The sequence below is a fragment of the Streptomyces sp. NPDC006476 genome (assembly GCF_040612015.1).
GTDB classification, from domain to species: Bacteria; Actinomycetota; Actinomycetes; order Streptomycetales; family Streptomycetaceae; genus Streptomyces; species Streptomyces griseorubiginosus_B.
Window position 1 is genome coordinate 36,905 of record NZ_JBEXPK010000011.1, and the last position, 20,094, is coordinate 56,998.

Sequence of the window (20,094 nt, forward strand, 5' to 3'; positions counted from 1 at the left end):
CACCACCGGTGACCGCACAACTCCTCGACGGCAAGGCGACCGCGGCCGAGATCCGTCGTGAACTCGCCGAGCGGGTGGCGAAACTGACCGCCACCGGGAGCCGTCCCCCGGGCCTGGGCACCGTTCTCGTCGGTGACGACCCGGGCAGCCATGCCTACGTCGCCGGCAAGCACCGGGACTGCGCCCAGGTCGGCATCGCCTCCATCCGGCGGGACCTGCCCGCCGACGCCACCCAGCGGCAGGTCGAGGACGTCGTCGACGAGCTCAACGCCGACCCCGCCTGCACCGGCTACATCGTCCAGCTCCCGCTGCCCGCGCACCTGGACGCCAATGCGGTACTCGCCCGGATGGACCCGGCCAAGGACGCCGACGGGCTGCATCCCGTCAACCTGGGGCGGCTGGTGCTGGGGACCGAGGCGCCGTTGCCGTGCACGCCGCGCGGGATCGTCGAACTGCTGCGCCGCCACGACGTCCCGATCGCCGGGGCGCGGGTCTGCGTCATCGGGCGCGGCATCACCGTCGGACGGCCCATCGGCCTGCTCCTGACCCGCCGTTCCGAGAACGCCACCGTCACCCTCTGCCACACCGGAACCAAGGGTCTGGCCTGGCATGTCCGGGAAGCCGACATCGTCATCGCCGCAGCCGGCTCGCCCGGACTGATCACCAAGGACATGCTGCGCCCCGGCGCGGCCGTCCTGGACGTCGGCATCACCCGCACCGAGCACGGGCTGGTCGGCGACGTGCACCCGGAGACCGCCACGGTCGCCGGATGGCTCGCGCCGATGCCCGGGGGCGTGGGCCCCATGACCCGGGCGATGTTGCTCGCCAACGTCGTCGAGGCCGCCGAGAGGAACGCGAACGCCGTATGAACGCGCTGAACACCCCCCTGGCGGAGCTGGACCCCGAGGTCCACGCGGCCCTGAGGGCCGAGCTGCACCGCCAGCAGTCCACCCTCGAGATGATCGCCTCCGAGAACTTCGCACCCACCGCCGTGATGGAGGCCCAGGGCTCGGTCGCCACCAACAAGTACGCCGAGGGCTACCCCGGCCGCCGCTACTACGGCGGCTGCGAACACGTCGACGTCACCGAGCGGTTGGCGATCGAACGGATCAAGTCCCTCTTCGGCGCCGGGTTCGCCAACGTCCAGCCGCACTCCGGCGCCCAGGCCAACACCGCCGTGTTCTTCGCCCTGTTGCAGCCCGGCGACACCGTCCTCGGCCTCGACCTCGCGCACGGCGGCCATCTCACCCACGGCATGCGCATCAACTACAGCGGCAAGATGCTCAACGTCGTGCCCTACCACGTCTCCGAGGCCGACAACCTGATCGACCTGGACGAGGTCGAGCGCCTCGCCAAGGAACACCGCCCCAAGATGATCATCGCGGGCTGGTCGGCGTACCCCCGGCACCTGGACTTCGCGGCCTTCCGCCGGATCGCCGACGAGGTCGGCGCCCTGCTGATGGTCGACATGGCGCACTTCGCCGGCCTGGTCGCGGCGGGCCTGCACCCGAACCCCATACCGCACGCCCACGTCACCACGACCACCACCCACAAGACCCTCGGCGGCCCGCGCGGCGGAGTCATCCTCACCAACGACGCCGACCTCGCCAAGAAGATCAACTCGGCGGTGTTCCCCGGCATGCAGGGCGGCCCGCTGGAGCACGTCATCGCGGCGAAGGCGGTCTCCTTCAAGGTCGCCGCCTCACCGGAGTTCGCCGAGCGGCAGACGAGGACCCTCGCCGGAGCCCGCATCCTCGCCGAGCGTCTGACACGACCGGACGCGACGGCCGCGGGCGTGAAGGTGCTCACCGGCGGCACCGACGTCCACCTGGTCCTCGTCGACCTCCGCGAATCCCCGCTGGACGGCCGCCAGGCCGAGGACCTGCTCCACGAGATCGGCATCACCGTCAACCGCAACGCCGTCCCCTTCGACCCGCGACCGCCCATGGTCACCTCGGGCCTGCGCATCGGCACCCCCGCCCTCGCCACCCGGGGGTTCACCGAGGAGGACTTCGCCGAGGTGGCGGACGTCATCGCCCTCGCGCTCCAGCCGGAACCCGACGTGGCCGCCCTGCGCGCCCGCACCGAGGCGCTGGCCGCCAAACACCCGCTCTACCCGCACCTGTCCGACAACGGAGACGCCCGATGAGCCCCCGCACCCCCGGCGCCGAGCTCCCCGAACACCCCGACTGGCTGTGGCGCACGCCCGAGCCGAAGCGCTCGTACGACGTCGTCATCGTCGGCGGCGGCGGACACGGCCTGGCCACCGCCCACTACCTGGCGAAAAACCACGGCATCACCAACGTCGCCGTGCTGGAGAAGGGCTGGCTGGCCGGCGGCAACATGGCCCGCAACACCACGATCATCCGCTCCAACTATCTGTGGGACGAGAGCGCCGGCATCTACGAGCACGCCCTCAAGCTCTGGGAGGGCCTGGCCGAGGAGCTGGACTACCCGATCCTCTTCTCCCAGCGCGGCGTGCTCAACCTGGCCCACAGCCTCCAGGACGTCCGCGACAGCGTGCGCCGCGTGGAGGCCAACCGCCTCAACGGCGTCGACGCGGAGTGGCTGGACGCGGACGGCGTCAAGGACGTCTGCCCGATCGTCAACACCTCACCCGACGTGCGCTACCCGGTCCTCGGCGGCACGTACCAGCCGCGCGCGGGCATCGCCAAGCACGACCACGTGGCCTGGGGCCTGGCCCGCTCGGCGGACGCGGCCGGCATCGACATCATCCAGAACTGCGAGGTGACGGGCCTGGACGTGGTCGGCGGCCGGGTGGTGGGCGTGCGGACCAGCCTCGGCCCGATCGCCGCGGGCAAGGTGGCGCTCTGCTCGGCGGGGCACACCTCCGTCCTCGCCGCCATGGCCGGCATCGAACTCCCGCTCCAGAGCCACCCGTTGCAGGCGCTGGTGTCGGAACTGCTGGAGCCGGTCCACCCGACCGTCGTCATGTCCAACGCGGTCCACGTGTACGTCAGCCAGGCGCACAAGGGCGAGCTGGTGATGGGCGCGGGCATCGACGCGTACAACTCCTACACGCAGCGCGGCGCGTTCCACATCATCGAGGAGCAGATGTCCGCGGCGCTGGAGCTGTTCCCGGTCTTCGCCCGCGCCCACGTCCTGCGCACCTGGGGCGGCATCGTCGACGTCAGCCCCGACGCCTCACCGATCGTCGGCCTCACCCCGGTGGACAACCTCTACCTCAACTGCGGCTGGGGCACGGGCGGTTTCAAGGCCACCCCGGGCGTCGGCTGGGTGTACGCCCACACCATCGCCCACGACACGCCCCACCCCCTCAACGCCCCCTTCTCGCTCGACCGTTTCACCACCGGCGCGCTCGTCGACGAGCACGGCGCGGCCGCGGTGGCCCACTAGGGATCCTCAAGGGAGCCGAACGACATGCTGCTCATCCCCTGCCCGTGGTGCGGACCGCGCGACGAGGCCGAGTTCCACTACGGCGGCCAGGCCCATGTGCCGTACCCGGAGAACCCGGCGTCCCTCACCGACGAGGAGTGGGCCAGGTACCTCTTCTTCCGTGCCAACCCCAAGGGCCCCTTCGCGGAACGCTGGTCCCACGCGGCGGGCTGCCGCCGCTGGTTCAACGCGGTACGGGACACGTCGACGAACGAGATCCTGGCTGTCTACCGGGCAGGGGAGGAGCGACCGGCGACTTCGGAGGCACGCTCACTCAACCCAGCCCGTCTGGGGGTGCCCCCTCTGGGGGAGTTTGAGGACGAGGCCCCTTCCGCGCCGATCGAGGGTCTGGCGGCGGAGCCCCCGGCACGCACCCGCGCCCAAAAGCGAACCCTCACCTTCACCTTCGACGGCACCGAATACCAGGGCGTGGAAGGAGACACCCTCGCCTCCGCCCTCCTCGCCAACGGAGTCATCCAGGCCGGCACCAGCATCAAGCTCGGCCGCCCCCGAGGCATCTTCTCCGCCGGCCCCGAAGAACCCAACGCGGTCGTCCAGATCGAGGCCCCGTTCCCCGAGCCGATGCTCCCCGCCACGACGGTCGAGCTGTACGACGGCCTGGTGGCGACCAGCCTCCCCGGCCAGGGCCGCCTCGCCACCGAACCGGACCCGGCCCGCTACGACGCCGTACACGACCACTGCGATCTGCTGATCGTCGGCGCCGGCCCGGCCGGCCTCGCGGCAGCCGCGGCAGCCGCGGGTACCGGCGCCCGCGTCATCCTCGCCGACGACCGGCCCGAGCTCGGCGGCAGTCTCCTCGGCACGGGTGAACTCCCCGACTGGCTCGGCGAGACGGCCGCACTCCTCGACGCCGCCCCCGACATCCGTGTCCTGCGGCGCACCACCGTCTTCGGCCACTACGACGACAACCACCTCCTCGCCGTCGAGCGCCGCACCAACCACCTCGGGGCCGACGCCCCGGAGCACGTCTCCCGCGAGCGCGTCCACCGCATCCGCGCCCGTCGCGTCGTCCTCGCCACCGGCGCCCACGAGCGCTCCCTCGCCTTCGCCGACAACGACCGCCCCGGTGTGATGCTGGCCGCCTCCGCGCGCACGTACGTCAACCGTCATGGCGTCCTGCCCGGCCGGCATGCGGTCGTCCTCACCACCAACGACAGCGCGTACGCGGCGGCCCTGGACCTGCACCGGGCCGGTGTGACCGTCGCGGCGGTCGTCGACACGCGCCCGGAGCCGGGGGAGTGGGCGGAGCGTGCCCGCGCGGCCGGCATCGAGGTGCTGCCCGGGCACGCGGTCACCGGCACGGAGGGTGAGGCGCGGCTGACGGCGGTGACCGTCACCCCGTACGGACAGACCACGCAACAGCGGGAGTTCGCCGCCGATCTGCTGCTGGTCTCCGGCGGGTGGAATCCCGTGGCGCACCTGTTCAGCCAGGCGGGCGGCAAGCTCCGCCACGACGAGGCACTCGGGACGTTCGTCCCCGACACCTGCCGTCAGGCCGTCGAGGTCGCGGGCAGCGCGAGCGGTGTCTTCCAGCTGACCGGTGTCCTCGCGCAGGGCGCGGCCGCCGGAGCCCGCGCCGTCGAGGCCGAGGGCCACACGCCCGCGACTCCGCGCCTGCCGCAGGTGCCCGCCGAGCCGCGGCCGACCCCGCCCATGCAGGTCTTCACTGTCCCCGGCCGCGAGGGTGCCCCCCGCTTCGTCGACCTCCAACGGGACGTCACCGTCGACGACTTGGCGCGGGCGACAGGGGCCGGTATGCGCTCGGTCGAGCACACCAAGCGCTACACGACGGCAGGAACCGCGAACGACCAGGGCAAGACCTCCGGGGTCCTGGCCAGCGGCGTGGTCGCCGAACTGCTCGGCGTGGACGTCTCCGCCCTCGGCACGACCACCTTCCGTCCCCCCTACACCCCCGTCTCCTTCGCCGCCCTGGCCGGCCGCGACCGGGGCGCCCTGCACGACCCGATCCGCACAACCGCCTTGCATCAGTGGCATGTTGAGCACGGCGCCCTGTTCGAGAACGTCGGCCAGTGGAAGCGGCCCTGGTACTACCCGCAGGACGGTGAGGACATGGAGGCGGCGGTCTTGCGCGAGTGCGCGGCCGCCCGGGAGGGCGTCGCCTTCATGGACGCCTCCACCCTCGGCAAGATCGACGTCCAGGGCCCGGACGCGGCCGTCTTCCTCGACCGGCTCTACACCAACATGATGAGCACCCTGAAGGTCGGCATGATCCGCTACGGCGTGATGTGCCGCCTGGACGGCATGGTCTTCGACGACGGCACCGTCATCCGCCTCGCCCCGGACCGCTTCCTGGTCACCACGACCACCGGGAACGCGGCCGCCGTACTGGACTGGATGGAGGAGTGGCTGCAGACCGAGTGGCCGGAGCTGCGCGTCCACTGCACGTCCGTCACCGAGCAGTGGGCCACGGTCGCCCTGGTGGGCCCGGAGTCCCGCGCGGTGCTGGGCTCGCTCGCACCCGAACTCGCCGTCTCCAACGACGACTTCCCCTTCATGGCCTGGCGGGAGACGACCGTCGCCGGCATCGAGGCCAGGGTGTGCCGGATCAGCTTCTCCGGTGAACTCGCCTACGAGATCAACGTGTCCCCGTGGGCGGCGGTCGCCCTCTGGGAGGCGCTGTACGAGGCCGGTGCCCCCTACGGCATCACCCCGTACGGCACCGAGACCATGCACGTCCTGCGCGCCGAGAAGGGCTACCCGATCATCGGGCAGGACACCGACGGCACGGTCACCCCGCAGGACCTCGGCATGGGCTGGGCGGTGTCGAAGAAGAAGCCCGACTTCATCGGCAAACGCTCCTTCGCCCGCGCCGACAGCACCCGCCCGGACCGCAAACACCTGGTCGGCCTGCTCCCCGAGGACCCGGCAGCCTTCCTCCCCGAGGGCACCCACCTGGTCGCCGACAGTGTGCTGCCCGCCCCGCCCGTGCCCATGCTGGGCCACGTCACCTCCAGCTACCGCAGCGCCGCCCTGGGCCGCACCTTCGCCCTCGCCCTGATCAAGGGCGGGCGCGAACGCGTCGGCGAACGGCTCTACGCCCCCGTCGGCGACCGGCTGCTCCCGGTGACCGTCGCCGGCCCCGTCCTCTACGACCCCGAGGGAGCCCGTCGAGATGGCTGACACCGCACTCACCGCCCCGCCGCGCAGCCCCCTGTCGCACGCGGCCGACCGGCTGGCCGCCGCGACCCGTGCCTCCGGCGGCGCGGTCCGGCTGGCCGAACTCCCCTTCCTGGCCCAGCTCGACGTCCGGCTGGACGCCAAGGGAGCAGCGGCGGACGCGGTCGGTCTCGCCCTGGGCCTCCAGCTCCCCCTGGAGCCCAACACGGTCGTACGCGCCGGGGAGTCGACCGCGCTGTGGCTGGGGCCCGACGAATGGCTGCTGGTGGGGCCGCCCGGCACCCAACGGGACCTGGAGGCCCGCGTCCGCGAGGCCGCCGGTGACGAGCCGGTGTCCGTCACCGACGTCTCCGCCCAGCGCACGACCCTCCTCGTCGCCGGCCCCCGCGCCCGCGACCTGTTGTCCCACGGCTGCTCCCTCGACCTCCACCCGCGTGCCTTCACTCCGGGCCGCTGCGCCCAGACCACGCTGGCCCGCACCCAGGTCGTCCTGATCGCCCGCGACGAACCCGGAACCGGTTTCTGGGTGCTGGTCCGCTCCTCCTTCGCGGGCTATCTCACGGACTGGCTGCTGGACGCGGCGACGGAGTACGTCCACGGCCTGAGCCCGGAGTGAGCGGCACCCGGCCACAGCCGCCGGGATGCACTAGCGTCCTCGTCATGAGCGAGCCGCTGACAAACCCCGGCGAGGGCTTCCATCCGCACCTCGACGACGCCTCCGCGGCGGCGCCCCCGCGCACCCGTCTGCACCACGTCCGCGCCGACGCCCTCGACGGGGACACCGCGCAGAGCACCGGCATGCGCCGGTTCGCCGCGGTCAGCGGAAGGACCGTCGGCTCGGAGAAACTCTGGATGGGGCAGACCCACGTCGCCCCCGCCACCGCCTCCTCCGACCACCACCACGGGGAGTCCGAGACCGCGATCTACGTGGTCAGCGGCCACCCCGAGTTCGTCTTCCTGGACGACACCGGCGACCGCCCCGAAGAGGTACGGCTGCGTACCTCCCCGGGCGACTACGTCTTCGTACCCCCGTACGTCCCCCACCGCGAGGAGAACCCCGATCCCGCCGAGGAGGCGGTGGTGGTCATCGCCCGCAGCACCCAGGAGGCGATCGTCGTCAACCTCCCGGGGCTGTACGCGCTGCGGGACGAGCGGACCTGAGCGACGGGCCCGGCGTGCCGGGTCAGGCCGTGTGCAGGGTCAGCCCGTAGCGGTTGAGGATCTCGTTGACGGGCTGGTACCAGGTCTCGCCGCCGGAGGTGCAGTCGCCCCAGCCGCCCGAGGTGACGCCCTGCGCCTGGTCGCCGCTGATGAACGAGCCGCCGGAGTCACCGGGTTCGGCGCACACGCTCGTCTTCGTCATCTCGTGCACCGCGCCCTGGCTGTAGTTGACGGTCTCGTTCTTGGCCAGCACCGTGCCGCAGTGCCAGTGCGAGGTGGAGCCGGAACGGCAGATGGAGGCGCCGACCGGGGCCTCGGCCGAGCCGCGGACGAGCTGGTCGGAGACGGTGCCCCAGCCGAGCACCACCGGCACGGTCCACCAGCCGCTGCCGACGCTCACCCAGGCGTAGTCGTTGTCCGGGAACGAGGAGCCCTGGAAATTGCCGACGTACGAGCCGTCCCAGCCGTACACCGCGCCGGTGTGCTGGTCGCAGTGCCCGGCGGTGACGAAGCCGCCGTACACCGAGAAGCCGATGGAACAGCGGACGTTGCCGGTGTAGAAGGGGTCGCCGCCCACGGTTCCGGCGGCGAGAGTGCTCGGGGCGTGGGAGGTCTGCCGTACCGTGACGGGGCCCGCCTTGCGGGCGCGGGCCAGGAAGGTTCGGACATCGTTGTCATCGCGGTGTGCGGAGACGACGTCCACGACGACCGAGCCGGCCTTGGGATCGACGTACCAGTTACTGATCCCGGCGGGCGCGGACAGGGCGTCGATGCGGGTCTTCGCCGCGTCGAGCTGCCGGGCGCTGTACTTGACGAGGCGTACGTCCGCGCCGGTCGCACGGACCGCGTCGGCGTTCGCGCCGCGGGTGACTGCGACGGTGAGGCGGCCGCGGGCTGCGTCGAACCAGGAGCCGCCGTAGGCGGAGCCGGCGACCCGCTTCGCCTTGCGTTCCACGGCGGTTGCCGTCTTCTCCTGGGCCAGCCGCGTCTCGGCCTGACGCTTCGTCAGGCCGAGGTCGCGCTGCATCGCGGAGAGCAGGGCGGTGGAGGCGGGTGCCTGGGTGCGGTGTGCGGGGGAGCCGGCGGCGGAGGCGGGCAGGGTGCTCGCGCCGGCCAGACCGCCGAGGAGGAGAGCCGCGGACAGGGCGGCGCGCAGGGCTGTTGTGCGTCTCAAGGGAGTGCCCCTTCGTTGTTCCAGTGATGTGGGGGTGGAACAGCAGATCGGTGAGAGCGCTCTCAGTGCGTGCGCGGCCGAGCATAACCATGGATCATGAACAGGTCCATGCCAATCACAGATTCACGGCGAGCGGCTCCCCGGGCCGCCTCACCGGCTGCGGATCACCAGCATCACGACACCCTCGGCGCTCGTCCACGGCCCGTGCTCCATGCCCGGATGCCGGTACGCGTACATCCCCGCGGTGAAGGTCTCGCCCAGGCGCAGATCGGTGAGGGAGCCGTCGAGGATGTACACCTCCTCGAAGTAGTCGTGCCGGACGGCGCCCTGCGCGCTCGTGTCCGTACCCGGCTCGTACCGCTGGAGCACGGTGCCGTCACCGGTCCCGGGGTCCTCGGCCAGCACCTGCTCCCAGACGCCCTCGCTCGCCCCTGGCGGTCGCCGCCAAGGTGCCACGGGCCGGTGGAACTCGGACTGCGGTCTGCTCATCGGTGCCGCCCCTCATGGTGTCGACCCAGTTCAGCCCCCGTGCCCCGCCTTGTCCGAGGGCCGCCCGTGGTGGGACGCTGGGGGTATCCGCCGAGGCTACTGGGGAGGTCGCATGGGACGTGATGTGCCGGCCCTGGTGTTCACGCGGGAGGACCGGCGTCGGTACCGGGACAAGATGCACACCTGTCTCGACGTACTGGCGCAGATGCTGCGCGAGTCCGGCTTCGAGAGCGAGCGGCCCCAGGTGGGGCTGGAGATCGAGCTCAACCTGGTGGACTCGCACGGGCTGCCCGCGATGCGCAACACCGAGGTGCTGCAGGCGATCGCCGACCCCGCATGGTCGAGCGAGCTGGGCCGCTTCAACCTGGAGATCAACATCCCGCCCCGGCAGCTGACGACCGGCGGCCCCGGCGCCTGGGAGCAGGCGATCCGTGACGCGCTCAACCACGCCGAGGAACGCGCCGCGGCCGTCGGCGCGCATCTGATCATGATCGGCATCCTGCCGACGCTGGGCGAGACGGACGTCGGCGAGGCCGCCCTGTCCGGCGATCCCCGCTACCGGCTGCTCAACGAGCAGATCTTCGCGGCCCGCGGCGAGGACCTGCGGATCAACGTGGACGGCGTGGAGCGGCTGGCGATGTACGCCGACGCCATCACCCCCGAGGCCGCCTGCACCAGCACCCAGTTCCATCTCCAGGTCGACCCGAAGGAGTTCGCGGACTACTGGAACGCGGCCCAGGCCGTCGCCGGCGTGCAGACCGCGCTCGCCGCCAACTCGCCCTTCCTCTTCGGCAGGGAGCTGTGGCGCGAGACCCGCATCCCGCTGTTCGAACAGGCCACGGACACCCGCCCCGAGGAGATCAAGGCGCAGGGCGTACGGCCCCGGGTGTGGTTCGGCGAGCGCTGGATCACCAGCGTCTTCGACCTCTTCGAGGAGAACGTGCGCTACTACCCGGCCCTCCTGCCGATCTGCGACGAGGAGGACCCGCAGCGCACGTTCGACGCCGGCGGTGTTCCGCAACTGGGCGAACTGACCCTGCACAACGGCACGATCTACCGCTGGAACCGCCCTGTGTACGCCGTCACCGACAGCGGCCCGCATCTGCGCATCGAGAACCGTGTGCTGCCCGCGGGCCCCACCGTGGCGGACATCATCGCCAACGGCGCCTTCTACTACGGCCTCACCCGCGCCCTCGTCGACGACGACCGGCCGGTGTGGACGCGGATGTCCTTCGCGGTCGCCGAGGAGAACCTGCACACCGCGGCGCGCGACGGCATCGACGCCCGCCTCTACTGGCCCGGTGTGGGTGAAGTCCCGGTCACCGAACTGGTGTTGCGGCGCCTGCTGCCGCTGGCCCACCGGGGGCTGGAGCTGGCCGGCATGGACGCGGACTGGCGCGAGCCCCTGCTCGGCGTCATCGAGCAGCGCTGCGTCACCGGTCGCAACGGCGCCCTGTGGCAGGCGGAGATGGTCCACCACCTGGAGAAGAACAGAGGCTTCGACCGGCGCGAGGCACTGCGCCGGATGACCACGACGTACAAGGACTACATGCACCTCAACGCACCGGTTCACACGTGGCCGGTGGAGTGACGGGCCGTCAATCTCTCTGTCAGATGGCCGGAATGGCATGGGCGAGGCGAGGAGCACTGGTCAACCGCCGTTCCTCGTAGCTGGTCATTCGCCGTCCCCCTGGCCCGGGTGACATGCCGTGCGACAGGACGCCGGTCAATCGCCGTCCAGTACCGTCCGGATGACGTGGCGCGCGTTGCCCGCCATCGCGGGGTTCGTCTCGCGGTAGTACGGCAGCGCGATCACCGCCTGTGACAGCGTCCGTGCGCGCCCGCGCCGCCAGGTGGCCGCGTCCACGCCGAGTTCCTCGCGGAAGACCTCCCGGGCTCCGGCGGGCAGCAGATTCCACGCCGGGAACAGGTCGCAGGCCGGATCTCCCATGCCCATGCAGCCGAAATCGATCACAGCGGTCAGTCGGCCGGCGTCCACGAGCAGATTGCCCGGCATCAGATCCGCGTGCAGCCACACCGGCGGCCCGTCCCAGCCCGGGACCCCCAGCGCGTCCTCCCACACGGCGAGGACGGCGTCGCAGTCGACACCCTCGGCCCGTCCCAGCCCGGGACCCCCAGCGCGTCCTCCCACACGGCGAGGACGGCGTCGCAGTCGACACCCTCCTCCGGAATCCCGCGCAGTCGCTCGACCGCCGCCCGCGTCTCCGCGTCCAGTTCGGCGAGCGGCCCTCCACGATGGGCCCGCGGAGCGCCCGGCAACGTGACGCCGCGCATCGCCTGCACGAACGCGGCCAGATCCCCGGCCAGCGCCACGGGCTCCGCCAACGCCCCCGCCTCCGGGTTCCGTCCCGGCAGCCAGCGGTACACCGACCACGGCCACGGATACCCGTGACCCGGCTCCCCGGCCCCGAGCACCTCCGGCACGGCCGTGGGCAGCGAGGAAGCGAGCCGCGGCAGCCACTGCTGCTCCAGCGCGACGTCCTTGGCGCCGCCTTCCACCAGCGGAAGCCGTACGACCATGTCCTGCCCGAGCCGGAACATGGCGTTGACCGTCCCGCCGGAGGGAAACCGCTCGATCGGCAGCTCCGCCCACCGCGGGAACCGGTCGGTGATCAGCCGCCGTACGAGATCGTCGTCGACGGGGTGCAGGCGGGGGTGCATCTGCCCTGTGGTCATCGGTGGTCATACGACCGTGGGACCTCGGCCGGGGTCAACCGCATTTCCCTTGGGGCCGACCCGGGCGTCCTGCCCCGATCACCCCCATGTCAGGATGCCGAGTCACCGTCTGTTCCCCGGAGGCTGTCGTACGTGAGCAAGACTGAGCTGGTCACCGCGCCCGACCCCCTGCTGCTGGCCGACGGCAGGCTCGCCGTCGAGGCGTGGTCGCTGGACCCGGCGCTCAGACATCTGAACCACGGTTCGTTCGGCGCGGTTCCCCTGGTGGCCCAGCGGCGGCAGGAGGCGCTGCGCGCGGAGATGGAGCGCTCGCCGGTGGTGTGGTTCCCCGCGCTGCCCCAGCGCCTCGCCGCCACCCGGGCCGACCTCGCCGCATTCCTGCGTGTCGACGCCGCCGATCTCGCCCTGGTGCCGAACGCCAGCGCCGGTGCCAGCGTGGTGTACGCCGCGCTCGACCGGCGGGGCGGCGGGGAGATCGTCGTCACCGACCACGGCTACGGGGCGGTCACCATGGGTGCCGAGCGGCTGGCGCGCAGGTGGGGCGGACGGGTGCGGACCGCGCATGTGCCGCTCGACGCGGACGAGGACCAGGCGTACGAGGCGGTGGTCGCCGAGATCGGGGAGGCCACGGAGCTGGTGGTCGTCGACCAGATCACCTCGGCGACCGCGCGCCGGCTGCCCGTTGAGCGGATCGGCGCCGAGGCGCGGCGCCGGGGCGTGGCGATGCTGGTCGACGGCGCGCACGCGCCCGGGCTGCTCGCCGCGCCGCTCGCGGACGCCACGTACGACTTCTGGACCGGCAACCTGCACAAATGGGGCTGTGCCCCGCGCGGTACCGCAGTTCTGGTCGCCCGCGGGCCCCTGCGTGAGCGGCTGCACCCGCTCATCGACTCCTGGGGCGCCCCGGATCCGTACCCCGACCGCTTCGACCAGCAGGGCACGCTGGACGCCACCTCCTACCTCGCCGCGCCGACCGCCCTCGCCTTCGTCGAACGCAGCTGGGGCTGGTCCTCCGCCCGCCGCTACATGGACGAGCTCGCCGACTACGGCGCCCAGGTGATCGGCACCGCCATCACCCGGCTCACCGGCGAGGACAGCCACGTCGACGTCGGCATGCCCGTCCCCGGCATGCGCCTCGTACGGCTCCCCGACGGCCTCGGCACCACCCGGGTCGAGGCCGACGCGCTGCGCGACCGGGTCGCCCGCGAACTCGACGTGGAGGCCGCCTTCACCAGCTTCGACGGCATCGGGTATCTGCGCCTGTCCGCCCACGTCTACAACACCGCCGACGACTACGAGCACTTCGCCGAGGAGTGCGTTCCGGTGCTGGGCGACTGGGCCGCTACTGGTCGGCCTGCGGCACCCGGACGACAGCGACCCCTCCGTCCAGGTCCACCGTCGTCCGGTTCGGCGGCGCCCCGTCCTCCTCGTCGTCCCGCATGACCAGGGACGACTGACGCTCCTTCAGCTCGTTCTGCTTGCCGGGCGAGAAGCTCGCGTGGAGCTGCTCGAAACCGGTCGCCGAGATCTGGCCCTGCCGGACGCTGTTGCGCCAGGGCAACAGACCTGCCCGCCCGGCCCGCACAAGCAGCTGATCCACGAAGGCCACGGCGGTCAGCAGGATGACCAGCCCGGGCAAGGTCATGAAGACGGCGAATCCCATGGCCCGAGGATCTACGCCGCGGAGGCGACGGCGCAAGCCCTTCTCGGCGCGGGCAAGATGGTCGAGGCGAAGCAGTCCGGCACGCATCTGATGGTCAGTGACGTCCGCCTGGGCGGCGACTACTTCGGGGCCGTCCGCGTCAACACCGGGGCGGTCACCGGACATGTCTTCCAGACCTGGGGCACCGGCGTCTGGACGAAGACGGCGCCCTCCGTCAGCGCGGACCGTGTCTACGCCTTCCCGGACTCCACCACCATCCGCGTCGAGTGCCAGAAGCACGCGGAGGTCGTCACCTCCGACGGTTACACCAACGACGCCTGGGCCTACCTGCCCGACTACAAGGCGTGGATGACGAACATCTACATCAAGGGCCCGGCCTGGCTGGACGGCGTGCCCACCTGCTCCTGAGAACTCCCGCGCCGGGCTCCCTCACTCGCCGCGATCCGCCGGCGAGCGGGGGAGCCCGGCCGTGCGTGCGCCCGCCGGTCGGGCGCCACCCGCTATCAGGTCAAGCGTCCCGGACTCTTGACTCGGAACGCGGCCGTCGCGATCCTCGTCGCATATCTTGTGCCGATCATGACAAACCCAAGGGTTCGTCAACCGGGCCATCCCGCCGACCGAGGGACGTGGGCAGTGACGCCGACTCCACGCACGTACCGCCGCCGCAGGAACGTCACCCTGGTGTCGCTGCTCCTGCTGGTGCTCACCATCGCGCTCGGGCCGACGCCGAGTTCGGCCGCCGGCGACGAGTGGTGGATCCCCACCGCACGCCCGACGCCGGACTCCCGGATCAACGTCACCGGCGAGCCCTTCACGGGCAGCAACTCGGCGGGCGAGGTACGGGGGTTCATCGACGCGCACGACCACCTCTTCTCCAACGAGGCCTTCGGCGGACGGCTGATCTGCGGCAAGGTCTTCTCCGAGGCGGGCGTCGCCGACGCCCTCAAGGACTGCCCCGAGCACTACCCCGACGGCACGCTCGCGGTCTTCGACTACATCACCCACGGCGGCGACGGCCGGCACGACCCGGTCGGCTGGCCCACCTTCAAGGACTGGCCCGCCTACGACTCGATGACCCACCAGGCCAACTACTACGCCTGGGTCGAGCGGGCCTGGCGCGGCGGACAGCGGGTCCTCGTCAACGACCTCGTCACCAACGGCGTGATCTGCTCGGTGTACTTCTTCAAGGACCGCAGCTGCGACGAGATGACCTCGATCCGGCTCCAGGCGAAGCTGACCTACGAACTCCAGGCGTACGTCGACAAGATGTACGGCGGCCCGGGCAAGGGCTGGTTCCGGATCGTCACCGACAGCGCGCAGGCCCGGCAGGTCATCGAGCAGGGGAAGCTGGCGGTCGTCCTGGGGGTCGAGACATCGGAACCCTTCGGCTGCAAGCAGATCCTGGACATCCCGCAGTGCAGCAAGGCCGACATCGACAAGGGGCTCGACGAGCTGTACTCGCTGGGCGTGCGCTCGATGTTCCTGTGCCACAAGTTCGACAACGCGCTGTGCGGCGTCCGCTTCGACGAGGGAGGTCTCGGAACGGCCATCAACGTCGGGCAGTTCCTGTCGACCGGCACCTTCTGGAAGACCGAGAAGTGCACCGGCCCGCAGCACGACAACCCCATCAACGGCGCCTCCCCCTCGGCCGCAGAGGAGGACCTCCCGGCCGGAGTGAGCGTCCCGTCGTACAGCGGTGACGCCCAGTGCAACACCCGCGGGCTCACCGACCTGGGCGAGTACGCCGTACGCGGCATGATGAAACGCAAGATGATGCTGGAGATCGACCACATGAGCGTCAAGGCCGTCGGCCGCGCGCTCGACATCTTCGAGGCCGACTCCTACCCCGGAGTGCTCTCCTCGCACAGCTGGATGGACCTGAACTGGACCGAACGCGTCTACAGGCTCGGGGGTTTCGCCGCCCAGTACATGCACGGATCGCAGGACTTCGTCGCGGAGGCCGCCCGCACCAAGGCGCTGCGCGACAAGTACGGGGTCGGCTACGGCTACGGCACCGACTTCAACGGCGTCGGCTCACATCCCGCCCCGCGCGGCGCCGACGCCCCGAACAAGGTGACCTACCCCTTCAGGAGCACCGACGGAGGCTCCGTCATCGACCGGCAGGTCACCGGCGAACGCACCTGGGACATCAACACCGACGGCGGCGCCCACGTCGGTCTGATCCCCGACTGGATCGAGGACATCCGCAAGGTCGGCGGCCAGGACGTCGTGAGCGACCTCTTCCGGGGCGCCGAGTCCTACCTCGACACCTGGGGCGCGACCGAGCGGCACGAGGCCTCGGTCAATCTCGCCGACGGAGCCTCCGCGACGGCCAGTTCGGCGGAGTGGAACCCCTTCACCAGCTACGCCCCGGACCGGGCCCTGGACGGCACCCGCGACACCCGCTGGGCCGGCGACTGGAGCGACGACCAGTGGCTGCGCATCGACCTGGGCTCCACCCACCGGGTGGGGCGGGTCACGCTCGACTGGGAGCGGGCCTACGGCAAGGCGTACCGCATCGACCTCTCCACCGACGGCACCAACTGGCAGACGGTGTGGTCCACTTCCTCCGGTGACGGCGGACTGGACACCGCCGTGTTCGCCGGGACACCGGCCCGCTACGTTCGCGTCCAGGGCCTCCAGCGGGGCACCGACTGGGGATACTCACTGTACGAGGTCGGTGTTCACAGCGCCTGAGGCGGGAGTTCACGCATGGCACGGATGCCGTCGGCCGAGCGGCGCCGGCAGCTGACGGAGGCGGCGATCAGGGCGATGGCCCGGGACGGAGTCGCGAAGACGACGACCCGGTCCATCGCCGCCGAGGCCGGCGTGTCGCTGAGCGTCTTCCACTACTGCTTCGACTCCAAGCAGGCCCTGGTGGAGTCCGTCATCACCACGCTCACCGACCACTCGGTGAGCGTGGTGACGCAGGCGCTGCGCCCCCGGGCCACCCTCGAGGACACCGTCCGGGCCGGCTTCCAGGCGTACTGGGACCACGTCCGTGCCCACCCCGACGAGCACATGCTCACCTACGAGCTCACCCAGTACGCCCTGCGCGAGCCGGGGTTCGAGCACCTGGCCCGCCGCCAGTACGAGCTCTACGGCATCGCCTACACCGACCTGATCCAGCGCCTGAGCCAGGGCAGGGACCTCCGGCTCCGCGTCCCCGCCACCGCCCTGGCCCGCTACCTCGCCGCCATGACCGACGGCCTGACCCTCAACTACCTGGTCCTCGGTGACGAGTCGGCCTGGGCGGACATCCTCGACACGGTGATCACCCATGTCGCGGGACTGGTGCGAGCCGACTAGGGACACCCTGCGGGGGCACGGTGCGGCGGTCGCTGCGTTGACGCATGCCGATATAGGCATATGATGGCCTCATGGCACGAGCGGCGACGACCTCGGACGCGTTCAACGCGATCGCCGAACCGCAGCGGCGGGAGATCCTGGTACTGCTGCGGGGCGGCGAGCGGCCCGTGACCGACCTGGCAAGGGACCTGGGCATGACCCAGCCGCAGGCGTCCAAGCACCTGCGGGTCCTCCGGGAGGTCGGGCTCGTACGGGTCCGCGGGATGGGCAAGCAGCGCCTGTACGGGCTGGACGCCCGCGGGCTGCGGCCGGTCCACGAGTGGGTGGGCGGATTCGAGCGGTTCTGGAGCGAGAGCTTCGACCGGCTGGACGAGTACGTGCAGGAGTTGAAGCAGACAAGGCAGGAGGAACCCCACGATGACGACGACCAGTAGCGGCGGCGAGCCCCCGCCCACGACGGCGGACCGCGAGATCGTGATCTCCCGGGTGATCGACGCACCCCGGGAGCTGGTGTTCAAGGCGTTCACGCTGGTACGGCACCTGTCGCGATGGTGGGGGCCGGAGGGCTTCACCACCACGACGCGGAGCTTCGAGTTCCGCGTCGGCGGAGTCTGGGACTTCGTGATGCACGGGCCGGACGGAACCGACTACCAGGAGTGGATCACCTGGCGGGAGATCGCCGCGCCGGAGCGGATCGCGCTGCTGCACGGTGAGTCGCGCGACGATCCGAACGCCTTCGAGTCGGTCCTGACCTTCGCGCCGGCCGGTGAGCGGACCCGGATCGTGATGCGCACGGTCTTCCCCACCAGGGAACTGCGCGACGAGGCCGTGGAGAAGTACCACGCGATCGAGGGCGGCGAGCAGACGCTGAGCAACCTGGCGGCCTACGTCGCCGAACTCACCGGGAACGAGACGGCGCCGAAGGGAGCGGAGGGCTGATGGCCGGGAAGGTGTTCTTCAGTGTGACGATGTCACTGGACGGCTTCATGGCGCCGGAGGCGGTGCCCGTCCAGTACGTGTTCTCGCCCGAGGGCCAGAACGACCCGAGGACCCGGCGCTGGATGGCGAAGTGGTCGGAGCTGCAGGCGTGGCTGTTCCCGCAGCGGTGGTTCAGGGAGAGCCTGAAACTCGGCGAGGGCGGCGAGGAGGGTGTCGACAACGACATCGCCCGGGCGACGTACGAGCGCACCGGCGCGAGCGTCATGGGCAAGCGCATGTTCGACGGCGGCGAGCTGGCATGGCCGGAGGAGGCGCCGTTCCACACTCCGGTGTTCGTCGTCACCCACACCGAGCGTGACCCCTGGGAGCGGCCGGGAGGTACGACCTTCCACTTCGTCAACGACGGTATCGACAGCGCCCTGCGCCAGGCCCGCGAGGCCGCGGGCGACCGGGACGTGCGCATCGCGGGGGGCGCCGAGACGATCCAGCAGTACCTGGACAGCGGCCTGATCGACGAGTTCTCGATCACGCTGGCCCCCGTCCTGTTCGGCACCGGCATCCGCCTGTTCGACCACGTGGACCCCGACCACCTCGGCCTGCGTCAGACCCGCACGGACGCCTCGTCCCGGGTGACCCACCTGACCTACACCGTCGAGAAGCGGTAGCCGGCCTCCCCACGGCGAAGGTGGGGCGGCACCCCCAGGCAGAGCGGCGGAGCGGTGACCGTCTCCACCCGTTGACGGGTCAGGGACGAGGCTCCCTCAGCGGGCCTCCTCGCCGCCCGCCAACTGGTCCGCGAGACAGGCAAGATACAGGGCCATGGTGGTGCGGTGCTCCCGCAGCGGGCGGCCGGTGACCTGCTCGATCTTGTTCATGCGGTAGACGACCGTGTTGCGGTGGATGTGCAGGGCCGCCGAGGCCCGTACGAGGTTGAAGCCGCTCTCGCACCACGCAGTGATCGTGTCCCGCAGCGCCGGCCAGTCCGGCTGGGCGCGCAGTTCGGCCGTGGTCAGGTCGAGCAGACGTCCGCGCGCGGGCTGGCCGACGGCGGCCAGGAGCTGGTGGACGCGCAGGTCGCCGATGGCGTGGACCCGGGAGCCGTCCGCGAGCCGGGAACCCAGGCGCAGCGCGTCACAGGCGTCCTGGTAGGAGTCGTGCAGTCCGCCGACGGAGGCCGCGGGCTCGCCGATGCCGGCGCGGGCGGTCAGCCCGTCCTGGGCGGCGATCACATCGGTGACCCGGCGGCAGGCGGCCAGCAGGTCAGCCGCCGGGTTGCGGTCGGTGAGCCGGTGCAGCACGCCGATCCATCCGGGAGTCGTGGAGGCCACGACGTCCTGCGGGTCGGCGAAGACCTCGCGGACCGTGCGCAGCAGTTCCGAGCGGATCAGCGCCATGTCCTGGGTCGGCGTACGGTGCCGACGGGCCGTCGTGCTGGGCACGCCCACCTCGATGGCCACCGCGACCCGTGGCAGGCGCAGGTCGAAGCCGAGTTCGGCGGCGCGGAACATCAGGAACTCGCCCTCGACGACCTGCGGATCGTACGAGGCGATGTCGGCCAGCAGCTTCTCCGCGGCCCGCTCGGCCAGCAGACGGGAGCGGAGCATCACCGACTCGCGCAGCAGGATCTCCGTCTGGCGCTTGACCAGCAGACCGAAACGGCGCACCTGGGCAGGGGTCCCGGTGATGCCGACCGTGCCCACCGCCCGACCACCGGTGACCAGGGGCAGAGTGCAGCCGGGCCGCACCCCGCGCAGCCGCTGGGCCTCGGCCGCGGTGTGGGTGGCGGGTTCCTGGGTGCGTACGACCTCGACGGACGCCTCGTGGAAGGTGCCCACCCGGCTGGTGTCACCGCTGCCGATGACCATGCCGTCCGAGTCGGTGATCAGCACGTTGAAGCCGATGACGGCGGAGGTGTCCGCGGCGATCTCCTGCGCGAGTGACGGGCTCAGCACGGTGTTCCTCCCGCCGACGGGCCGGTTCCGGTTTGGCCGCACCGTACAGGGGAGGGGGCGATTTCGGCCACAACCTCGTACGGAGTGACCGATGACGCGTGCCTGCGCGATCCCTAGCGTATGGCCCCAATCAG

At 71.3% G+C, this 20,094-nt stretch carries 17 protein-coding genes and 2 pseudogenes; 14 read left to right on the forward strand and 5 right to left on the reverse strand.

Translation table 11 applies throughout. From position 1 onward, the window contains the following. The first annotated feature begins 8 nt into the window (after positions 1 to 8). Genes ABZZ74_RS14365 through ABZZ74_RS14390 form a run of 6 tightly spaced genes read left to right on the forward strand, consistent with a single transcriptional unit; the run spans position 9 to position 7,737 of the window. The gene (locus tag ABZZ74_RS14365; RefSeq protein ID WP_356764568.1) at positions 9 to 869 is read left to right on the forward strand and encodes a bifunctional methylenetetrahydrofolate dehydrogenase/methenyltetrahydrofolate cyclohydrolase; all 861 of its coding nucleotides are present in this window, start codon (positions 9 to 11) and stop codon (positions 867 to 869) included. Next, on the forward strand, positions 866 to 2,149 hold the full coding sequence (gene glyA / locus ABZZ74_RS14370; RefSeq protein ID WP_356764570.1) for a serine hydroxymethyltransferase: 1,284 nt from the start codon (positions 866 to 868) through the stop codon (positions 2,147 to 2,149). Before ABZZ74_RS14365 ends, glyA begins: the two co-directional genes overlap by 4 nt. Next, positions 2,146 to 3,378, forward strand: a complete 1,233-nt coding sequence (locus ABZZ74_RS14375; RefSeq protein ID WP_356764572.1) for a sarcosine oxidase subunit beta family protein — start codon at positions 2,146 to 2,148, stop codon at positions 3,376 to 3,378. The genes glyA and ABZZ74_RS14375 overlap by 4 nt, the downstream gene beginning before the upstream one ends. Positions 3,379 to 3,402: 24 nt before the next feature. Then, the gene (locus tag ABZZ74_RS14380) at positions 3,403 to 6,579 is read left to right on the forward strand and encodes a sarcosine oxidase subunit delta family protein (RefSeq protein ID WP_356764574.1); all 3,177 of its coding nucleotides are present in this window, start codon (positions 3,403 to 3,405) and stop codon (positions 6,577 to 6,579) included. Further along, positions 6,572 to 7,192: a sarcosine oxidase subunit gamma family protein gene (locus tag ABZZ74_RS14385; protein WP_356764576.1), complete on the forward strand. Its 621-nt coding sequence runs from the start codon at positions 6,572 to 6,574 to the stop codon at positions 7,190 to 7,192. Before ABZZ74_RS14380 ends, ABZZ74_RS14385 begins: the two co-directional genes overlap by 8 nt. A 44-nt stretch (positions 7,193 to 7,236) precedes the next feature. After that, complete coding sequence (locus tag ABZZ74_RS14390; protein ID WP_356764578.1) at positions 7,237 to 7,737, forward strand: cupin domain-containing protein; 501 nt, start codon at positions 7,237 to 7,239, stop codon at positions 7,735 to 7,737. A gap of 22 nt (positions 7,738 to 7,759) precedes the next feature. Here ABZZ74_RS14390 and ABZZ74_RS14395 read toward each other — a convergent pair whose 3' ends face one another. Continuing rightward, a complete protein-coding gene (locus tag ABZZ74_RS14395; protein ID WP_356764580.1) occupies positions 7,760 to 8,911 on the reverse strand; it encodes a S1 family peptidase in 1,152 nt (383 codons plus the stop codon). 150 nt (positions 8,912 to 9,061) lie between these two features. After that, complete coding sequence (locus ABZZ74_RS14400; RefSeq protein WP_356764582.1) at positions 9,062 to 9,400, reverse strand: cupin domain-containing protein; 339 nt, start codon at positions 9,398 to 9,400, stop codon at positions 9,062 to 9,064. 112 nt (positions 9,401 to 9,512) lie between these two features. Here ABZZ74_RS14400 and ABZZ74_RS14405 point away from each other — a divergent pair, with 112 nt between their 5' ends. Continuing rightward, positions 9,513 to 10,991: a glutamate-cysteine ligase family protein gene (locus tag ABZZ74_RS14405; RefSeq protein ID WP_356764584.1), complete on the forward strand. Its 1,479-nt coding sequence runs from the start codon at positions 9,513 to 9,515 to the stop codon at positions 10,989 to 10,991. Positions 10,992 to 11,126: 135 nt separating this feature from the next. On the opposite strand, the pseudogene ABZZ74_RS14410 reads toward ABZZ74_RS14405, so the two are convergent. Beyond that, positions 11,127 to 12,097: pseudogene (locus ABZZ74_RS14410) on the reverse strand (aminoglycoside phosphotransferase family protein). Positions 12,098 to 12,229: 132 nt separating this feature from the next. On the opposite strand from ABZZ74_RS14410, the gene ABZZ74_RS14415 reads away from it, so the two are divergent. Then, positions 12,230 to 13,540: an aminotransferase class V-fold PLP-dependent enzyme gene (locus ABZZ74_RS14415; RefSeq protein WP_356764586.1), complete on the forward strand. Its 1,311-nt coding sequence runs from the start codon at positions 12,230 to 12,232 to the stop codon at positions 13,538 to 13,540. On the opposite strand, the gene ABZZ74_RS14420 is transcribed toward ABZZ74_RS14415, so the two are convergent. Continuing rightward, on the reverse strand, positions 13,440 to 13,760 hold the full coding sequence (locus ABZZ74_RS14420; protein WP_356764588.1) for a DUF6191 domain-containing protein: 321 nt from the start codon (positions 13,758 to 13,760) through the stop codon (positions 13,440 to 13,442). The genes ABZZ74_RS14415 and ABZZ74_RS14420 overlap by 101 nt on opposite strands. A gap of 42 nt (positions 13,761 to 13,802) precedes the next feature. Here ABZZ74_RS14420 and ABZZ74_RS14425 point away from each other — a divergent pair. From ABZZ74_RS14425 to ABZZ74_RS14450, 6 genes and pseudogenes are all read left to right on the forward strand, one after another. Continuing rightward, a pseudogene (locus tag ABZZ74_RS14425) lies at positions 13,803 to 14,168 on the forward strand (hypothetical protein); the annotation flags it as partial. 225 nt (positions 14,169 to 14,393) lie between these two features. Then, positions 14,394 to 16,457: a discoidin domain-containing protein gene (locus ABZZ74_RS14430; protein WP_356764590.1), complete on the forward strand. Its 2,064-nt coding sequence runs from the start codon at positions 14,394 to 14,396 to the stop codon at positions 16,455 to 16,457. A 15-nt stretch (positions 16,458 to 16,472) separates the two neighbouring features. Next, complete coding sequence (locus ABZZ74_RS14435; protein ID WP_133045092.1) at positions 16,473 to 17,069, forward strand: TetR/AcrR family transcriptional regulator; 597 nt, start codon at positions 16,473 to 16,475, stop codon at positions 17,067 to 17,069. A 71-nt stretch (positions 17,070 to 17,140) separates the two neighbouring features. Further along, positions 17,141 to 17,503, forward strand: a complete 363-nt coding sequence (locus tag ABZZ74_RS14440) for a metalloregulator ArsR/SmtB family transcription factor (RefSeq protein WP_356764592.1) — start codon at positions 17,141 to 17,143, stop codon at positions 17,501 to 17,503. Beyond that, complete coding sequence (locus tag ABZZ74_RS14445) at positions 17,487 to 18,008, forward strand: SRPBCC family protein (RefSeq protein ID WP_356764594.1); 522 nt, start codon at positions 17,487 to 17,489, stop codon at positions 18,006 to 18,008. Before ABZZ74_RS14440 ends, ABZZ74_RS14445 begins: the two co-directional genes overlap by 17 nt. After that, positions 18,008 to 18,673, forward strand: coding sequence for a dihydrofolate reductase family protein (locus ABZZ74_RS14450; RefSeq protein ID WP_356764596.1), 666 nt, complete (start codon positions 18,008 to 18,010; stop codon positions 18,671 to 18,673). Before ABZZ74_RS14445 ends, ABZZ74_RS14450 begins: the two co-directional genes overlap by 1 nt. A gap of 96 nt (positions 18,674 to 18,769) precedes the next feature. On the opposite strand, the gene ABZZ74_RS14455 is transcribed toward ABZZ74_RS14450, so the two are convergent. After that, the gene (locus ABZZ74_RS14455) at positions 18,770 to 19,960 is read right to left on the reverse strand and encodes a sugar diacid recognition domain-containing protein (protein WP_356764598.1); all 1,191 of its coding nucleotides are present in this window, start codon (positions 19,958 to 19,960) and stop codon (positions 18,770 to 18,772) included. Between the last annotated feature and the right edge of the window lie 134 nt (positions 19,961 to 20,094).